We start from the raw sequence: 16,893 nt of genomic DNA, 5'->3' as shown, positions 1-16,893 counted from the left end.
TGGAATAGCTTCTATTTTAAAGCGCATCAATCCTCTAAATCATCGTCTATATTTTTGGTCGCCGGACGCTTTGCATGTATCTCAAACTTGAATAACCGACATTCTAGAGGACCATTAAATAAAGGTGTTCGTTTTGACTCTTTAATGCGTAACTGCCCAGGCAAAGCCATATCCGCCGTCAATACAAAGACATTCCAGCCACTAAATGCATCTTTGAGGTGTTGCCCAAACTGACGCAAGAACTCTACAAACTTGGGGTCTTGTTCCTCCTGAGCCTGAAGTTTCTTGAGAGACTCACGGCTTGAGCGTTTAGCACTTTGACGCCCCGTTTCTAGATTGAGTTCAAAACGATTTTCAGGTTCTGCAGTTTCATAACTAGCATCGGGCACAGCTCTTTCCTGACCTCTGCCCCCTTTGATTACCAAACGTTCTCCATAAGGAGGGTTCAGTAGCATGACGCCTCCTTTGGTATTGGTTGGCGGCTTACTTGCCATCGCATCGATTTGACGGACAACGGGTTGATCTGGTAACTGAGCTCTTTGCCAATTTCCCCGAAACATAGAAACTAACTTCTCATTAATATCGCTACCACTAATGCCAAGAGATTCAGCATGAGGGTGTTGCTTACGCCTCTCCAATATCTCGTTTAGAGATGAGTCTTTTAAAGTAATCCAGCGCTTTTGTTCTGCCGACTCATTAAAGGGCTTTAACCTCTGAAAACCAAAACCATGTGCTGAGTTGACCAATGGACGATACGTCAGCCTGCTAGCCTTGACATCGTCACCATACATCCCCGCACGAATCCCGCCTGGAGGAATGGCCAAGGCTATTTGTGCTGCCTCAATCAAGAAGGTGCCACTACCGCACATCGGATCAAATAAAGTCTGCCCAGGCTTCCAGCCTGTAATAGACAGGATCCCTGCGGCCAAATTTTCTTTTAAAGGAGCATCGCCCTTTTCATCTCGCCAACCTCGTTTAAAGAGTGCCTCCCCTGAGGTATCTAAATAAATGGTGACTTGAGTTGCCGTTAAATGCGCCTGCACCCGAATATCTGGAAAGGCCGTATCAATACTTGGTCGGTCACCTGTGACATCGCGCAAGCGGTCCACAATCGCATCTTTAATTTTCAGAGTCGCAAAATTTAAACTCTTTAATGGCGAACGATGCGCTGTTACATCTACCCGTAAAGTTTGCTTACTGGTAAACCAATCTTCCCAAGCCAAACCACTGGCTAACTTATACAAGTCATCTTCCTGTCGATAGGGCGCTTGCGCCATCTGCAGTAAAACTCGGCTAGCAATTCTGGAATGAAGATTCAATGCCATTGCTGCAGAAAGTGGACCCGCAAGACCAATTCCGCCGGTAGGACTGGTCGGGGTTGGATCAATCACCCATGCACCCAATGCTTTGGAATCTGGGCGCTGGGAAATTTCTGAAAGCTCCTGTGCAAGCGGTACTTCTAAACCGCCTGGGCAAACAACAAAAAATCTCATGGGGCTAACAGTCTTAAATAGAAAAAGGGTGGAAAAAGAAATTTGGAATAGTTTTTGAACTTATGGTTTAAAAATGACTAAAGCCACAATTACCAATAGCAAGATGACTGGGACTTCATTAAACCAGCGATACCACACTCCAGACTTGGTATTTAGACCAGCACGAAACTTCTTTAATAAGCTGAGGCAGACATGGTGATAACCAATCACCAGGATTACAAAAAATAATTTAGCGTGCATCCATATATCGCCAGCACCAACTTCAAAAACAAGCCAAAGTGTTAAGCCTAGTAATACCGCTGGCACTGCCAATATGGTCATAAAGCGAAAGAGGCGATTAGCCATTCCCAAGAGACGCGCATAAGTCTCGGGATTTTTTTCATCAGCCAAGTTCACATAAATTCTCGGGAGATAAAACAAGCCTGCAAACCATGAAGTGGTCAACACAATGTGTAAGGTTTTTATCCAGAGGTAAGCGTTCGTCATGGTGTATTAGATGCGATGAAGTTAAGTACGAATTTCGCCATGACCCATGACGACATATTTAAGGGAGGTTAAGCCATCTAGACCAACAGGGCCGCGGGCATGGAGCTTGTCATTCGAAATACCAATTTCAGCACCTAAGCCATACTCAAAGCCATCGGCAAAACGGGTGCTAGCATTCACCATCACGCTAGCACTATCGACTTCACGCAAAAAACGATCGGCTTGCATCTTATTATTCGTGATGATCGCGTCGGTATGTTTACTACCATAGCGCTCGATATGATTCATGGCCTCATCGATATCGGCCACGGTCTTAATCGATAAAATAGGAGCGAGATACTCTGTGTGCCAATCTTCTTCTGTAGCATCCACTAAGTTTTTAAAGCCACTAGCCTCTAGAGTTGAGCGCGTCAAAGTATCCACGCGCAACTCAACACCTTTATCTTGATAAATTTTGCAAAGCTCAGGCAAGACCTTGGGGGCAATAGCCTTATTTACTAAAAGCGTCTCCATCGCATTGCAAGGTGCATAGCGCTGTGTCTTGGCGTTATCGCAAACTCTGACTGCCATCGCGAGATCAGCCTCAGCATCAATATAGGTATGACAAATACCATCCAAGTGCTTAATCATTGGGACACGTGCTTCTGCCATCAGCCGAGCAATCAGACTCTTGCCACCACGAGGAACAATGACATCAATATATTGGGTCATCGTGATCATTTCACCGACAGCACTACGATCCGTGGTCGTAACCACTTGGACAGCATCTTTAGGCAGGCCCGCAGCAGCAAGACCTTCTTGAATGATTTGGGCCAACACGGTGTTGGAATCAATTGCCTCAGATCCTCCACGCAATATCACTGCATTACCAGACTTTAAGCACAGTGCTGCCGCGTCAATCGTCACATTGGGACGTGACTCATAAATGATACCAATGACACCAAGTGGTACGCGCATCTGAGCAAGCTCGATACCAGAGGCCTGCTTTTTCAAGGCAGTCATTTTTCCTATTGGGTCCTCTAGGGAAATAATTTGCTCCAAACCTAAAGCCATTGTCTCGATGGTCCTAGGAGTCATTGTTAAGCGATCGATAAAAGCAGTATCTTGACCATTTTTCTGAGAACGCTCAACATCAATCTGATTTACTTTTTGAATCTCACTTGTCTTTTGACGCACTAACTTTGCGATATGCAATAAAGCTTGGTTCTTCTGCTCACTCGATGCACGAGCCATGGCACGCGACGCACTGCGTGCTCGCTTTCCAATGTCCTGCATCATTTCTTGAATCTCTTTACTCATTGACTATGTTCTTTAAATTACCGTAATAAGTTTCCAACCAAACGTAGGCCATCCCAAGGGTCTGCAGGCAATTCAGCTGCAGAAAGGCCTTTAACCTGACGATCTAGGCCTGCAGCAACCTGCATTGCCCTGCGCAATTTCAGCGGCTGAACTCTTCTGAGCGCAGCTGGGTATAAACGCTCTTTGTTACCCCAGATCCGATTTGCCCGCATCAACTGTTGCACAGACCCTCCAACATCACTAGCTACCTTCAATTTAGATAGTAGCCTAAGCTCTTCGGTCACGCTCCACAGAATCAATACTAAGGGCTCGCCCTCGCCTTTTAGACCATCTAACATGCGGTTTAGTCTCGGTAAATCACCCGCAAGCATTGCCTCAGTTAACTCAAAAACGTTATAGCGAGCTACTTTTAGAATGGCAGACCGAATTTGCTCTTCAGTTAAGACGCCTATGGGATAAAGGAGTCCTAGCTTCAGAATCTCTTGGTGAGCGGCAATGAGGTTACCCTCAACCTGGTCGGCAATAAACTCCAGAGCACGTTGACCTTCAGTACCACTCTCCACTTCTTGATTTTGCATCTTCAGTCGACCTGCAATCCATCTTGGCAAGTGACTGCGATCTAAAGAGTCAATCTGAATAGCCATCCCAGCATCATCTAAAGCGCTAAACCAAGCCGAAGTCTTCGTCTTGCCATCTAATCTAGGCAGGACAATGCATACCACTGTGTCCGGGCCATCTGGAGAATTTGGCTGTGACTCTATTTGCGCGGCAAATTGTTTTAAAGCATCAGCACCATCACGCCCCGGCTTACCAGTAGGAATGCGTAGCTCCACCCAACGCTTATCTCCAAACAAAGACATCGTTTGACCGGCGCTCATGAGCGCACTCCAATCAAACCCTCGCTCCTGCAGCATCACTTCACGCTCGGTAAAGCTCAGTTTCTTAGCAGCTAGACGTAATTGATCCATTGCTTCCATCATCAGGAGTGGTTCGTCGCCACTAAAAATATAGAGAGGGAGCATCGCACCCCCTGAACCTAAGGATTTAAGGTGCACTTGCAAGGCGTCAACTTTGACCATGCGAGCTTTACATACCCTTAGAAAGTTCTACTGCGTGGGGCTTTTGCAGCCGCAGAAACACGGCGCAAGATCTGCACTGCCAAGTCTTTACGCATTAAGGATAAGAATTGTTGCTGTTGAACATCGGTCGCCAACACAGTCGTATTTGAGAAGTCCATATCACGCGTCATATAGATTTCGCTATCAGGAATAATCTCTGCGCCAGCAAGATCGTAAGCTCTAAAGCCCACTCGAATATTTAAGCGATATGCAGAAACTTGACCAGCAGAGTTATAAGCCAATATCTCGCGACCACTAATGTCGTTCGTAATCTCTAAAATTAAGTCTGCATCTTTTGGATTAATCGCAACCTTGACGTCTGTACCCGTCAAAATAGAGGTTTGAATATCGGTACGTAAGGGTGGTGATGGATTGCCAGTAATGGCAATTGCCTGAAATGGTAAGTCCACCATGCCGCGTAAGCGATAGCCACAAGCCAGCAAGCCCCCGATTGGCGCACTGACGATTAATCCAAGCATTGCACGTCGCAGTCGATTTGTGCTCATATCCTTAGTTTCTCTCATTAGCCTCTATACAGCTATGCAACGATATTTACTAAACGGCCAGGCACGACGATCACCTTTTTAGGGGCTCCGCCGTTTAGCGCTTTAACCGCTGAATCAGTTTGTAAAGCCAAAGATTCAATTTGCTCTTTGGTGGCCTCTGCTGGCACCCTAATATCTCCTCGCAACTTACCATTAATTTGAAGCATCAAAGTCATCTCGGTTTGAACCAGGGCAGATTCATCTACAGCAGGCCATGGGGCATCCAAAAGAGGGCCAAAGGTCTTGGCATAAGCCATATCTTTCCAAAGTACATGCGTTAAATGTGGCACCACTGGGTAAAGCACTCGCAATAAGATGCTAAGGCACTCCCGTAAAACCGGTGCACTAATAGTGGCAGCTTGATCCAATTTAATGGGTTCAAGTACATTGAGCATCTTCATGGCTGCAGATACCACTGTGTTGTACTGGCGACGCTGGTAGTCAAAATTCGCCTGCTTCAAAATCGAATGGACTTCACGACGCAATTCTTTCTCAGCATCATTAAGATTGCTCGGTATAGCGTCCTGCGCATCACGAATCCAGTTAGCTTGACTACTTGAATAGATCCAAACACGTCGTAAGAATCGGGAAGCGCCTTCAACCCCAGCACCCGACCACTCCAACTGTTGCTCTGGTGGCGCTGCAAACATCACAAATAAGCGTGCAGTATCTGCACCGTATTGATCAATCAAAGCCTGCGGATCAACGCCATTGTTCTTGCTCTTAGACATCTTCTCAACGCCACCAATCATGACCGGTGTGCCTGAGGTATCGCCCTTTAGCTTCGCGCCTTGAGGACGACCTTTTTCATCGAGCTCTAACTCTACGTCCAAGGGATTAAGCCAAGTCTTTTTACCAGAAGCCTCTTCTGAGTAATAGGTCTCATTGAGTACCATGCCTTGCGTCAACAGATTTTGGAAAGGCTCATCAAAAGTGATCAAGTTCAGATCACGCATGACCTTGGTCCAAAAGCGCGCATACAGTAAATGCAGGATCGCATGCTCGATGCCGCCAATATATTGATCCATTGGCATCCAGTATTCATTACGCCCATCTACCATCATCTTCGCGTCAGGACCGGTATAGCGCATGAAATACCAAGACGAATCCACAAAGGTATCCATCGTGTCAGTCTCACGTCTTGCAGGCTTGCCACACTTGGGACATTTCACATTCAAAAAGTCTGCACGCTTATTTAAAGGATTACCACTGCCATCGGGCACACAATCTTCTGGCAACACCACTGGCAAATCAGCCTCTGGAACAGGTACTGCTCCACAACCAGGGTGACTCTCATCACCACAATGAATAATCGGAATGGGAGTGCCCCAATAACGCTGACGTGAAATACCCCAATCACGCAATCGATAAGTAGTCTTGATCTCTCCGATACCCATCTTCTCTAAATCTTTGGCAACGGCACTGACTGCTTCTTCATGCGAGAGTCCATCATATTTGTCGCTATTAAAGCAAATCACATCTTCTTTTTGGGCATACCAATCTTCCCAACGCGTTGCATTAAACATGGGTGATTCGCCTTTGAGGGCGATCACTTGTTTGATTGGCAGGTCGTATTTGAGGGCAAAAGCAAAATCACGCTCATCATGTGCCGGAACACCCATCACGGCGCCATCACCATAAGACATCAAGACATAGTTACCTACCCAAACGGGCACTGGCTCATTCGTCAATGGATGCGTGACATATAAACCGGTAAACATACCCTCTTTTTCTTGAGTAGCTAGGTCGGCTTCAATCACGCTACCAGTCTTGCACTTCTCTATAAATGCGGCTAAGGCAGGATTATTAGCGGCAGCTTTAGTGGCTAACGGATGTTCAGCTGCCACGGCGCAGAAAGTAACGCCCATGATGGTGTCAGCCCGAGTAGTAAACACGTATAGCAAGCCATCCTGAATAAAGTTGCCATGGACATCAGCGACCTCATGCTTAAAAGCAAAGCGCACGCCGCGACTTTTGCCAATCCAATTCTGCTGCATGGTTTTGACACGCTCAGGCCAACCCAAACCATCTAAGCCAGTCAGCAATTGCTCTGCGTAAGCAGTGATATTGAAGTAGTAGCCTGGAATCTCACGCTTTTCAACTAAGGCGCCTGAACGCCAACCACGACCATCAATCACTTGCTCGTTTGCTAGAACAGTTTGATCGATCGGATCCCAGTTGACTACTTGAGTCTTGCGATACGCAATCCCTTTTTCCAGCATCTTCAAAAAGAGCCATTGATTCCAGCGGTAATAATCAGGACTACAAGTGGCAAGCTCACGAGACCAATCAATTGCTAAGCCCATCGCCGCCATTTGCTTTTTCATATAGGCAATGTTGTCGTAGGTCCACTTCGCTGGCGGCACTTTATTCTGGATGGCTGCATTTTCTGCAGGCATACCAAAAGCATCCCAGCCCATCGGCATCAAGACGTTATAGCCTTGCATGCGGAGTTGACGCGCCATCACATCATTAATGGTGTAGTTGCGCACATGACCCATATGTAACTTGCCGGATGGATAAGGCAACATGGAGCAAGCGTAATACTTCGGCTTCTTCTTGCCGTCTATACCGAGAGTATTTTCTGTTACTTGGTAGACTTGCGCACTTTCCCAATCAGCTTGTGCTGCTGCTTCAATGCTGCGGTAGTCGTAATCCTTACTCATTCAAAACAACTCTTTTCTATCTTATTTTTTGGTTTTTTATTAATGTAGTTATTTGCGTAAGCCAAGCACGTCTTGCATGTCATAAAGACCTGAAGTTTGGTTCTGCAAGAAACGCGCGGCCCGCAAAGATCCTTGGGCATAAGACTGACGGCTTGAAGACTTGTGGCTAATCTCAATACGTTCGCCATCGCCAGCGAACAGCACAGTATGGTCTCCCACAATATCGCCACCACGAATCGTTGCAAAGCCAATTGACCCCTCTTTGCGCTCGCCAGTATGGCCTTCGCGTGCATACACAGCCAGATCATCTAGCTTTTCACCAAGTGCATCTGCAATAACCTCACCCATCTTCAAAGCAGTGCCGGAGGGCGCATCTACTTTGTGACGATGATGGGCTTCGATGATTTCAATGTCGTAACCTTGATTGAGCATCTTGGCTGCGATCTCCAGTAACTTGAATGTGGCATTCACACCAACACTCATATTGGGCGCAAACACAATAGCTAACTTTGCAGAAGCTTTTTTAAGATTTGCAATTTGATCCGCACTCAATCCCGTTGTACCAATAATCATCTTGGTGCCCGTTTTTTCTGCCACAGCCAAGTGCGCCATAGTGCCGTCTGGCCTTGTGAAATCAATCAGAAAATCAGCATTCGCTAATACCTTAGGCACATCAGCAGAAATGAGCACACCCGTCTTTTTACCCAGGAAAGCGCCCGCATCTTCTCCCAATTGAGAGCAAGCTGAATGCTCAAGAGCACCTACAAGTTGCGCATCAGATGCATTAAGAACAGTCTCAATCAGCATCTTGCCCATACGACCGGTTGCTCCAGCAATTGCAATCTTCATCATGTATTTCTTCGCTTCTTATTAAAAGTTTCTAGAGACGTCCAGGATTATTTACCTGGCATCAATGTATCAATCATTTCTACTGCTTTTTCTCAGCCGCTGGCGGAGTATTCATTGCGCCAGGGCCTAAAGTTTCCGGCTGGGATGCTTTGCCATCTGACGACTTTGAAAAAGTAAAATAGTCCCAGAAAGAGCCTGTGCTTGCAGCGGGGACTGGTGGTATAGCAGCCCCCTTAGGCAAGTTATCGGTTGGACTTGGCACCAATAATTCTGGTTGTTGCAAAGGCGGTGTTACTGGGGGCTTATTTGAACCCGTCATTACATCCCAAAACGAACGTTTCGTCTTAGCGTAGTTATCAATCTCAGCCACCAACTCCACATCTGTTGGCAAAGCATCACCTTCAAACTTCACCACTTTATCGCCATCAAAAAATACGGTGACATGCCGCTCTTTGCCAACACGCTGACCTGAGCGTTTAAATTCAAAAACATAGTCCCAGCGATTGGCATGGAAGTAACTTGCCAATAATGGAGTGCCTAAAATTTGACGCACCTGCTCACGCGTCATACCCAACTGCAATTTGGCATATTGCTCGCTGGAAATAAAGTTACCCTGAACAATGTCGGGAACATAAGGTCTGAAGATTTTGTTCATCCAGGCGCGCTGGGTTTCATCTACCGCGGTAGTACACCCCGCAATACCCAGCAAGCCAAACAAGGCAAGAGCCAATACACCCCCTCTTGAAGAGGCAAAATACCTCTTCAGAAACGGGTTAAAAAAACGACTAAAAAGTTCAAGGCAATTTTGCATGGCTGGCCGTATCATTAAGACATTGATTTTAGCTCCCAAAGCCATGAATACGAACCAAAACCCTACTCCTGAAAATTTGCGTGATATTGGCCTCAAAGCCACTGGCCCACGCATGAAAATTCTCGATTTTTTTCATCAAAATGGCGGCACCCACTTTAGTGCTGAGGACATCTTTATGGCCCTCACTAAAGAAGATCAGGAAATCGGTTTAGCCACGGTATATCGAGTGCTTACCCAGTTTGAGCAGGCAGGGCTTTTGCTCCGCAGCCATTTTGAGTCTAGCAAGGGTGATAGCAGGGCCATCTACGAACTTAATGAAGGTAACCACCATGACCACTTGGTTTGCCTAGACTGCGGGCATGTAGAAGAGTTTGTGGATGAGGCCATTGAAAAGCGGCAACGGGATATTGCCAAGAACCTCGGTTTTAAGCTTCAAGAACACTCTTTAGCAATGTACGGACATTGCCAGAAGAAAAACTGCCGAAATAAGCAAAAATAAGCACTTTTCTGAGGTTTTGAGTTGATTCTCAGGGCTGCGGATATGAAAAAAGACCTCAATTTGAGGTCTTTTTTTGTTTTTTAAGCTCTTTTAACTACATTTAATGACTTTTAATCACTTTACCGCCATTAATGCCTCAGCTGCGTTGAGCATTTGTACTGAATAACCCCATTCGTTGTCGTACCAAGCCAAAACTTTGACTAGCTTGCCATCAGCAGAAACACGGGTTTGAGAGGCGTCATAAATACTTGGGCGTGGATCATGGTTAAAGTCGATGGAAACCAAAGGCAAGGTATTAAAGCCCAAGATGCCTTTGAGCTCGCCCTCGCTAGCAGCCTTCAAAATAGAATTTACTTCATCTACGCTCGTTGCACGGCTAGCGGCAAACGTGAGGTCAACCACTGAGACATTGATCACTGGCACACGCATCGCAAAACCATCAAAGCGACCGGCTAAAGCGGGCAAAACTAAGCCGACTGCTTTTGCTGCGCCAGTCTTCGTTGGAATCATGCTACTCACAGCAGAGCGCGCACGACGCATATCCTTGTGATACACATCGGTCAACACCTGATCATTCGTAAATGCATGAATCGTTGTCATCAAGCCAGACTCAATACCAATTTTTTCTAACAATGGCTTAACTAATGGCGCCAAACAGTTGGTAGTACAACTTGCATTAGAAACAACCACGTCATTTGGCTTTAATACATTTTGGTTCACACCGAACACAATGGTGGCATCGACATCTTTTTCGCCAGGCGCAGAAATCAATACTTTCTTAGCGCCCTGCTGAATATGAATCATCGCCTTTTCTTTAGAGGTGAACTTACCAGTGCACTCTAAAACTAAATCTACGCCCAACTCGCCCCATGGGGTTTCAGCAGGATTGCGTGTACAGAACATCTTGATACGATCACCATTCACTACCATGCAATCGCCATCTACAGATACCTCGGCAGGGAAACGACCATGGGCAGAGTCGTGTTGAGTGAGGTGGGCGTTGATTGCAATATCGCCCATCGCATTAATCGCAACGATCTTGATATCACGACGTGGCTTGCCGTTTACCTGATCTTCATACAAGGCGCGGAGTACCATGCGGCCAATACGCCCGTAACCATTAATTGCGACACGAATTGTCATTTATTTCCCCTTACTAATATTAAATTTATTGCGCTAACTTTTATTTATTTGATTTATTTGATTTCTTCGAGATGCATTGCTTAACAGTCTTTGCAATTTGATCGACCGTTAAACCAAAATATTCATACAGCTGAGCGGCGGGTGCTGACTCACCAAAGGTATCGACACCATGCACGGCTGCGCAACCATACTTCCACCAGAAATCCGTTACGCCTGCCTCAACAGCGATGCGTGGGATATAGGCCGGCAATACTTTAGATTTATAGGTGGCATCTTGCTGATCAAATACCGTGGTCGAAGGCATCGAAACCACTCGAATACCGATTTTTCCAGCACTCTCTTTTTCTAAATGTTCGGCTGTTTGCAATGCAAGTGCAATTTCAGAACCAGTAGCAATAATGACTGCATCGATCTTTCCAGATTGAGGATCACGCAATACATAGCCACCACGTGCAATGTCTTTAATCTGCTGGCTGTTACGAGCAACAAATGGGCAGTTTTGACGACTAAAGATCAAAGCGCTCGGACCATTCTGACGCTCAACCGCCGCGCCCCAGGCAACAGCGCTCTCGGTAGTGTCACAGGGACGCCAAACCATCAAGTTTGGAATCAGACGTAGGCTAGCAACGTGCTCCACAGATTGATGGGTTGGGCCATCTTCTCCTAGACCAATTGAGTCATGAGTGAAGACAAAGATGCTACGTAACTTCATCAAAGCAGCCATGCGAATAGCATTACGACTGTAATCGGAGAAGGTTAAAAAGGTACCCCCGAATGGAATGTAACCGCCATGCAAGGCAATCCCGTTCATGATGGCGCTCATACCAAACTCACGCACACCATAGTTAATGTGATTACCCCATTGATCGCCACGTACAGGTTTGCATGCAGACCAATTAGTTAAGTTTGAACCGGTTAAGTCTGCAGAGCCACCCATAAATTCTGGCAAAGCGGGTGCTAAAGCTTCAATCGCATTTTGACTCGCTTTACGAGTAGCAATCGTTTCTGCTTTAGATTGGCAAGTTTTTAAATACGCATTGAGTGTGGCTGAAAAGTCTTTTGATAAATCACCTTGCATACGGCGCTGTAATTCAGAGGCAAGTTCTGGAAATTGGATTTTGTATTTTTGGAATTCTTTATTCCATTCGTGTTCAGCAGTTTGGCCACGCTTTTTAAAATCCCAAGCAGCATAAATATCTTTTGGAATTTCAAATGGTGGATAGGGCCAATTCAAGGCCACGCGAGTCTCAGCGATTTCAGCAGCGCCTAGTGGCGAACCATGCACTTTATCGCTACCAGCCATATTAGGAGAACCCTTGCCGATCGCTGTCTTGCAGCAGATCAGGGTTGGCTTAGCACTCTTTTTAGCCTGAGCAATCGCCTTCGAAACTGCTTCCGCATCATGACCATCGACATCACGAATGACATTCCAGCCATAAGCTTCGAAACGTTTTGGCGTATCTTCGTTAAACCAAGAAACCACCTTGCCGTCAATCGAGATACCGTTGTCATCCCAAAGTGCTATCAACTTGTTTAGCTTTAATGTGCCAGCCAATGAACAAACTTCATGGCTGATACCCTCCATCAAGCAACCGTCACCTAAAAATACATAAGTGTAGTGATCGATGATGTTGTGACCGGGACGATTAAATTCTTCAGCCAGTAACTTTTCAGCAAGCGCCATGCCAACCGCATTTGAAATACCTTGGCCCAATGGACCTGTAGTAGTTTCTACCCCGGCTGTAATTCCATACTCAGGATGTCCTGGGGTTTTACTATGCAATTGACGGAAATTTTTTAACTCTTCAATGGGTAAGTCATATCCAGAGAGATGCAACAGTGAATACAACAACATCGATCCATGACCATTAGATAAAACAAAACGATCGCGATCGATCCAGTGGGGATCAGTCGGATTGTGTTTTAAATGTTCATTCCATAATCCAACAGCAATATCTGCCATTCCCATCGGCATACCAGGGTGCCCTGAGTTTGCCTGTTGAACTGCATCCATGGATAGGGCGCGAATGGCATTGGCCATACGAATTTGAAGGTTTGACATCGTAAAAGTGGTCTCGAGGAAAATAAATTGGCTATATTTCAGTAATGCCTCAATTTTATCTTCCCGGACCATGGGAATCCCAAAAGCCCACCCTCCTCACCTCTGAGGTTTGCCACCATTTACGAGTTCGGCGCGTTCAGGTTGGGGAATCATTTCCCATATTTGATGGAAAAGGGCAAATCGCTAAGGCAGAGCTCCTTTCCTTCAGTGGAAAAAGCGGTTTAGCCCAACTGAGCGATATCCGCACTGATACCCACCGTGAGGCCCCATATGCAATTACTTTAGCCCAAGGCTTGGCAGGCGGTGACAAAATGGATTGGATTGTTGAAAAAGCCATAGAAACAGGTGCCCAAATCATCGCGCCATTACAGTGTGAACGCTCCATTCTCAAACTGACCCGCTCAAGTGACCAGGATCGCGCCCAAAAGCGTTTAACTCATTGGAATGGGATTATTCAAGCTGCTTGCGAGCAATGCGACAGAACAGTATTAGCGCACATTGAGCCTATCCAAAATTTTGCAACTTACCTCAAAGCAAGTTCAAAGCCTGCACTCAAACTTCTCCTGAGTCCCGATGCTAGCAAAAGCCTCTACTCCGTTTTAATAGAAAAGGAGCCCCAAGATATTGTTCTCATGATCGGACCAGAGGGTGGTCACTCACCAGAAGAGGAAGCGCAAGCTCAAGCCGCGGGATACCAAATTGTTTCTTTAGGAGAGCGCGTATTGCGCACTGAAACCGCAGGCCTTGTAGCCATTACAGCGGTACACAGTATTTGGAATCCTGAAATGCAAAATCGCCTCAAATAGAGGCGATTCATTGGTTTGCGATCTTTTAGCGATTAAGCAAAAGAGTAGAAAACCCGATATGGTGTGCGACGCTCAGCCCAATAATCTACGGCATCGCGGAAGACATCTAACAGAGTCTCGCGTGCTTCTTTATCAAACTTTTGAGTGCAAGGTAAACCTTCGAGCACCACTACAAATCCGGGCTGTTGACCTGCCTTATCTGTAGTTGTGGTCAACGCATCCAATAGAGGGTCAAAGTTTTTTGCTTGTTGCTTAGTAAAGGTGTAAGCAATGGCAATTGCTTCAAGAACCTCACCCTTTGTCATTGCATTGACGCAATTGGCATAAATGAAATGTTGACCGAGCTCTGTAGCGGCTTCCTGTAAATCTGGTGTACGGAAAGCACGAATAGATTGCACGATATTAGTGCGCACACTGCGCAACATGGCCGGTGGTCCGGCATCACGAACGGCCAAAGCGGCACGCCAAGAAGCTGTCACTTTTTTCCCCGAAACTTGATTTGCTGCATAGGTTTGTAAACGAGATAAACCGCCTTGGGCATAAATATTGGCAGCAGACGATTCGGTCTCGAGTCGATCATTGCTATCCCAACTTTCAGCACGGCCATGTTCTTCGAAGCTTGCTAGATTGGTATTTTCAGAGCGATTATTCATGATGGGTAGTAGGTTACCCTTAACACGTCATCAAATCAAGCCCAAATACAGTGCTTTTTATATAAGTTATTGATTAATATAGGATTAATTTATGTAAGTAATTGCTAACTTAAATAAATGATGAGCGCTTAGGAGATGCCTCTTGCGTTACTGGCAGCCTCAACCACAGCCAAAGTAGTCACATTCACAATCCTACGAACCGTCGCTGCTGGCGTCAAAATATGAATTGGTTTAGCAACCCCAAGCAACAGAGGGCCGATAGCAATGCCATTACCTGCAGCTGTTTTTAACAAGTTGTAAGAAATGTTGGCGGCGTCAATATTTGGCAGAACTAACAAGTTGGCATCGCCCTTTAATGGCGATGAAGTCACTGTACCAGCGCGAATGGTTTCATCTAAAGCGCTATCTCCATGCATCTCACCATCAACCTCTAAGGTGGGCTCTGCCTTTTGAATTAAAGCCAAGACTTCGCGCATTTTGATTGCAGATGGCGCATTACTAGATCCAAAGTTTGAGTGTGAGAGTAATGCCACTTTAGGAATTAAGCCCAACTTACGCATTTCGCTAGCGGCCATCAAAGTCAATTCTGCCAATTCTTCGGCAGTTGGATCTAAATTGATATGGGTATCTACTAAGAATACTTGGCGACCTGGAAGAATTAATCCAGACATTGCGCCATAGACGTTTGCACCTGGCTCACGACCAACTACTTCATCAACATACTTCAGATGAGTAGCTGCATTACCAATCGTTCCACAAATCATGCCGTCAGCCATTCCCTTAGTAATCATCATGGAGCCAATTAAAGTATGACGGCGGCGCATTTCTAATTTAGCAAATGACTCTGTCACTCCCTTACGCTCAGTCAAACCAAGATAGGTTTGCCAGAAGTCACGAAAGCGTGAATCACGCTCTGGATTCACAATCTCAAAATCATCGCCCGTCTTCATCCGCAGGCCGAACTTCTCAATACGATGCTCAATCACCTCGGGGCGACCAATCAGAATTGGGGTAGCTAAGTGCTCGTCGATGATAATTTGTACGGCACGCAATACGCGCTCATCCTCACCTTCGGCAAAGACAATGCGTTTTTGATTTGCTGGAACTCTCTTCGCAATACTAAAGAGCGGTTTCATCAAAGTACCGGAGTGATACACAAACTGTTGTAGCTGATTGCGATACGCATCAAAATCTTTAATCGGACGCAAAGCAACACCGTCATCCATCGCAGCCTTAGCCACAGCGGGAGCGATGACGGTAATTAAGCGCGGATCAAATGGTTTTGGAATCAAATACTCAGGACCAAAAGAAAGATTCTCGATTCCGTAAACCGATGCCACCACTTCGCTTTGCTCAGCTTGGGCAAGCTCTGCAACGGCTTTTACGGCCGCTACTTCCATACCGCGAGTAATGGTAGTAGCGCCAACATCGAGTGCGCCACGGAAAATAAATGGGAAGCACAAAACGTTATTGACTTGATTTGGATAGTCAGTACGGCCCGTTGCCATCACCGCATCGGGACGAACTGCTTTTACTTCTTCAGGCAAGATTTCTGGGGTTGGATTTGCTAAGGCGTAAATCAATGGCTTGTCGGCCATCTTCTTCACCATGTCTTGCTTTAATACACCACCAGCAGATAGACCTAAGAAAATATCTGCGCCAGCAATCACTTGATCGAGAGTACGCAAATCAGTCTCTTGGCAGAAAGGCTCCTTTTCAGGATCCATCAATTCTTTACGGCCTTTGTAAGCAACACCAGCAAGGTCAGTTACCCAAATATTTTTACGAGGAATGCCAAGGTCCACCAACAGGTCTAAGCAAGCCAATGCAGCTGCGCCAGCACCAGAGGTAACTAACTTCACATTACTAACGTCTTTTCCAACCACCTTCAAACCATTGATAATCGCGGCTGCAACTACGATCGCAGTACCGTGCTGATCATCATGAAACACTGGAATTTTCATACGAGCTTGCAGCTTGCGCTCGACAATAAAGCAATCTGGAGCTTTGATATCTTCTAAATTGATGCCACCAAAAGTAGGCTCAAGTGCCGCAATAATTTCGACTAATTTTTCTGGATCATTTTCATTGACTTCTATATCGAAAACATCAATGCCAGCAAATTTCTTAAAGAGAATGGCTTTACCTTCCATCACTGGCTTACTTGCCAATGGTCCGATATTTCCCAAACCTAAAACAGCAGTACCGTTTGTAATCACGCCAACCAAATTTCCACGGGCGGTGTACTTAAAAGCATTGGCTGGGTCCTTCACAATTTCTTCGCAAGGGGCTGCAACGCCAGGAGTATAGGCAAGCGCTAAATCGCGTTGATTAGTCAGCTGCTTAGTTGGAGCAATCTCAATCTTTCCAGGAACTGGAAACTCATGGTATTGAAGGGCAGCTTCTCTTAAAGCTGCAATTTGTTGCTCTTTACTATTTTCTATGCTCATCAACTAACTCGCT

14 protein-coding genes are annotated in these 16,893 nt (G+C 45.9%); 2 read left to right on the top strand and 12 right to left on the bottom strand.

Going from position 1 to position 16,893, the window contains the following annotated elements; all coding sequences use genetic code 11:
* Positions 1–26 precede the first annotated feature (26 nt).
* From C2756_RS01215 to C2756_RS01180, 8 genes are all read right to left on the bottom strand, one after another.
* A complete protein-coding gene (locus C2756_RS01215) occupies positions 27–1,493 on the bottom strand; it encodes a class I SAM-dependent RNA methyltransferase (protein WP_215319582.1) in 1,467 nt (488 codons plus the stop codon).
* 60 nt (positions 1,494–1,553) lie between these two features.
* Positions 1,554–1,979 (bottom strand): CopD family protein, encoded by a 426-nt coding sequence (locus tag C2756_RS01210; RefSeq protein WP_215319581.1) that lies wholly within the window; start codon positions 1,977–1,979, stop codon positions 1,554–1,556.
* A gap of 21 nt (positions 1,980–2,000) precedes the next feature.
* Positions 2,001–3,278, bottom strand: a complete 1,278-nt coding sequence (locus C2756_RS01205) for a glutamate-5-semialdehyde dehydrogenase (protein ID WP_215319580.1) — start codon at positions 3,276–3,278, stop codon at positions 2,001–2,003.
* A gap of 17 nt (positions 3,279–3,295) precedes the next feature.
* Positions 3,296–4,357: a DNA polymerase III subunit delta gene (gene holA, locus C2756_RS01200; RefSeq protein WP_215319579.1), complete on the bottom strand. Its 1,062-nt coding sequence runs from the start codon at positions 4,355–4,357 to the stop codon at positions 3,296–3,298.
* A gap of 17 nt (positions 4,358–4,374) precedes the next feature.
* Positions 4,375–4,902 (bottom strand): LPS assembly lipoprotein LptE, encoded by a 528-nt coding sequence (gene lptE, locus C2756_RS01195; protein ID WP_215319578.1) that lies wholly within the window; start codon positions 4,900–4,902, stop codon positions 4,375–4,377.
* A 32-nt stretch (positions 4,903–4,934) separates the two neighbouring features.
* A complete protein-coding gene (gene leuS, locus C2756_RS01190) occupies positions 4,935–7,607 on the bottom strand; it encodes a leucine--tRNA ligase (protein ID WP_215319577.1) in 2,673 nt (890 codons plus the stop codon).
* A gap of 48 nt (positions 7,608–7,655) precedes the next feature.
* Positions 7,656–8,456 (bottom strand): 4-hydroxy-tetrahydrodipicolinate reductase, encoded by an 801-nt coding sequence (dapB, locus tag C2756_RS01185; protein ID WP_215320720.1) that lies wholly within the window; start codon positions 8,454–8,456, stop codon positions 7,656–7,658.
* A gap of 79 nt (positions 8,457–8,535) precedes the next feature.
* Positions 8,536–9,186 (bottom strand): outer membrane protein assembly factor BamE, encoded by a 651-nt coding sequence (locus C2756_RS01180; RefSeq protein ID WP_371817087.1) that lies wholly within the window; start codon positions 9,184–9,186, stop codon positions 8,536–8,538.
* A 124-nt stretch (positions 9,187–9,310) separates the two neighbouring features.
* Here C2756_RS01180 and fur point away from each other — a divergent pair, with 124 nt between their 5' ends.
* The gene (fur, locus tag C2756_RS01175; protein WP_215297255.1) at positions 9,311–9,766 is read left to right on the top strand and encodes a ferric iron uptake transcriptional regulator; all 456 of its coding nucleotides are present in this window, start codon (positions 9,311–9,313) and stop codon (positions 9,764–9,766) included.
* Between the two features lie 114 nt (positions 9,767–9,880).
* Here fur and gap read toward each other — a convergent pair whose 3' ends face one another.
* Both gap and tkt read right to left on the bottom strand, forming a co-directional pair.
* Positions 9,881–10,909, bottom strand: a complete 1,029-nt coding sequence (gap, locus tag C2756_RS01170) for a type I glyceraldehyde-3-phosphate dehydrogenase (RefSeq protein WP_215319576.1) — start codon at positions 10,907–10,909, stop codon at positions 9,881–9,883.
* Between the two features lie 40 nt (positions 10,910–10,949).
* A complete protein-coding gene (tkt, locus tag C2756_RS01165; protein ID WP_215319575.1) occupies positions 10,950–12,971 on the bottom strand; it encodes a transketolase in 2,022 nt (673 codons plus the stop codon).
* A gap of 44 nt (positions 12,972–13,015) precedes the next feature.
* On the opposite strand from tkt, the gene C2756_RS01160 reads away from it, so the two are divergent.
* The gene (locus tag C2756_RS01160; protein ID WP_215319574.1) at positions 13,016–13,777 is read left to right on the top strand and encodes a 16S rRNA (uracil(1498)-N(3))-methyltransferase; all 762 of its coding nucleotides are present in this window, start codon (positions 13,016–13,018) and stop codon (positions 13,775–13,777) included.
* A 32-nt stretch (positions 13,778–13,809) separates the two neighbouring features.
* Here C2756_RS01160 and C2756_RS01155 read toward each other — a convergent pair whose 3' ends face one another.
* Together C2756_RS01155 and C2756_RS01150 are read right to left on the bottom strand one after the other, a co-directional pair.
* Positions 13,810–14,430 (bottom strand): barstar family protein, encoded by a 621-nt coding sequence (locus C2756_RS01155; protein ID WP_215319573.1) that lies wholly within the window; start codon positions 14,428–14,430, stop codon positions 13,810–13,812.
* Positions 14,431–14,558: 128 nt separating this feature from the next.
* The gene (locus C2756_RS01150) at positions 14,559–16,880 is read right to left on the bottom strand and encodes an NADP-dependent malic enzyme (protein ID WP_215319572.1); all 2,322 of its coding nucleotides are present in this window, start codon (positions 16,878–16,880) and stop codon (positions 14,559–14,561) included.
* Between the last annotated feature and the right edge of the window lie 13 nt (positions 16,881–16,893).

It is taken from the genome of Polynucleobacter sp. UB-Siik-W21, assembly GCF_018687415.1.
Lineage (GTDB): Bacteria > Pseudomonadota > Gammaproteobacteria > Burkholderiales > Burkholderiaceae > Polynucleobacter.
Note: the sequence above shows the minus strand (reverse complement) of the source record. Positions and strands in the feature narration are given on the sequence as shown.

What these genes read in the sequence shown, in the direction of transcription:
- C2756_RS01215 (WP_215319582.1), bottom strand. Translation starts at nt 1,493, where the DNA reads ATGAGATTTTTTGTTGTTTGCCCAGGCGGTTTAGAAGTACCGCTTGCA.
- C2756_RS01210 (WP_215319581.1), bottom strand. Translation starts at nt 1,979, where the DNA reads ATGACGAACGCTTACCTCTGGATAAAAACCTTACACATTGTGTTGACC.
- C2756_RS01205 (WP_215319580.1), bottom strand. Translation starts at nt 3,278, where the DNA reads ATGAGTAAAGAGATTCAAGAAATGATGCAGGACATTGGAAAGCGAGCA.
- holA (WP_215319579.1), bottom strand. Translation starts at nt 4,357, where the DNA reads ATGGTCAAAGTTGACGCCTTGCAAGTGCACCTTAAATCCTTAGGTTCA.
- lptE (WP_215319578.1), bottom strand. Translation starts at nt 4,902, where the DNA reads ATGAGCACAAATCGACTGCGACGTGCAATGCTTGGATTAATCGTCAGT.
- leuS (WP_215319577.1), bottom strand. Translation starts at nt 7,607, where the DNA reads ATGAGTAAGGATTACGACTACCGCAGCATTGAAGCAGCAGCACAAGCT.
- dapB (WP_215320720.1), bottom strand. Translation starts at nt 8,456, where the DNA reads ATGAAGATTGCAATTGCTGGAGCAACCGGTCGTATGGGCAAGATGCTG.
- fur (WP_215297255.1), top strand. Translation starts at nt 9,311, where the DNA reads ATGAATACGAACCAAAACCCTACTCCTGAAAATTTGCGTGATATTGGC.
- gap (WP_215319576.1), bottom strand. Translation starts at nt 10,909, where the DNA reads ATGACAATTCGTGTCGCAATTAATGGTTACGGGCGTATTGGCCGCATG.
- tkt (WP_215319575.1), bottom strand. Translation starts at nt 12,971, where the DNA reads ATGTCAAACCTTCAAATTCGTATGGCCAATGCCATTCGCGCCCTATCC.
- C2756_RS01160 (WP_215319574.1), top strand. Translation starts at nt 13,016, where the DNA reads ATGCCTCAATTTTATCTTCCCGGACCATGGGAATCCCAAAAGCCCACC.
- C2756_RS01155 (WP_215319573.1), bottom strand. Translation starts at nt 14,430, where the DNA reads ATGAATAATCGCTCTGAAAATACCAATCTAGCAAGCTTCGAAGAACAT.
- C2756_RS01150 (WP_215319572.1), bottom strand. Translation starts at nt 16,880, where the DNA reads ATGAGCATAGAAAATAGTAAAGAGCAACAAATTGCAGCTTTAAGAGAA.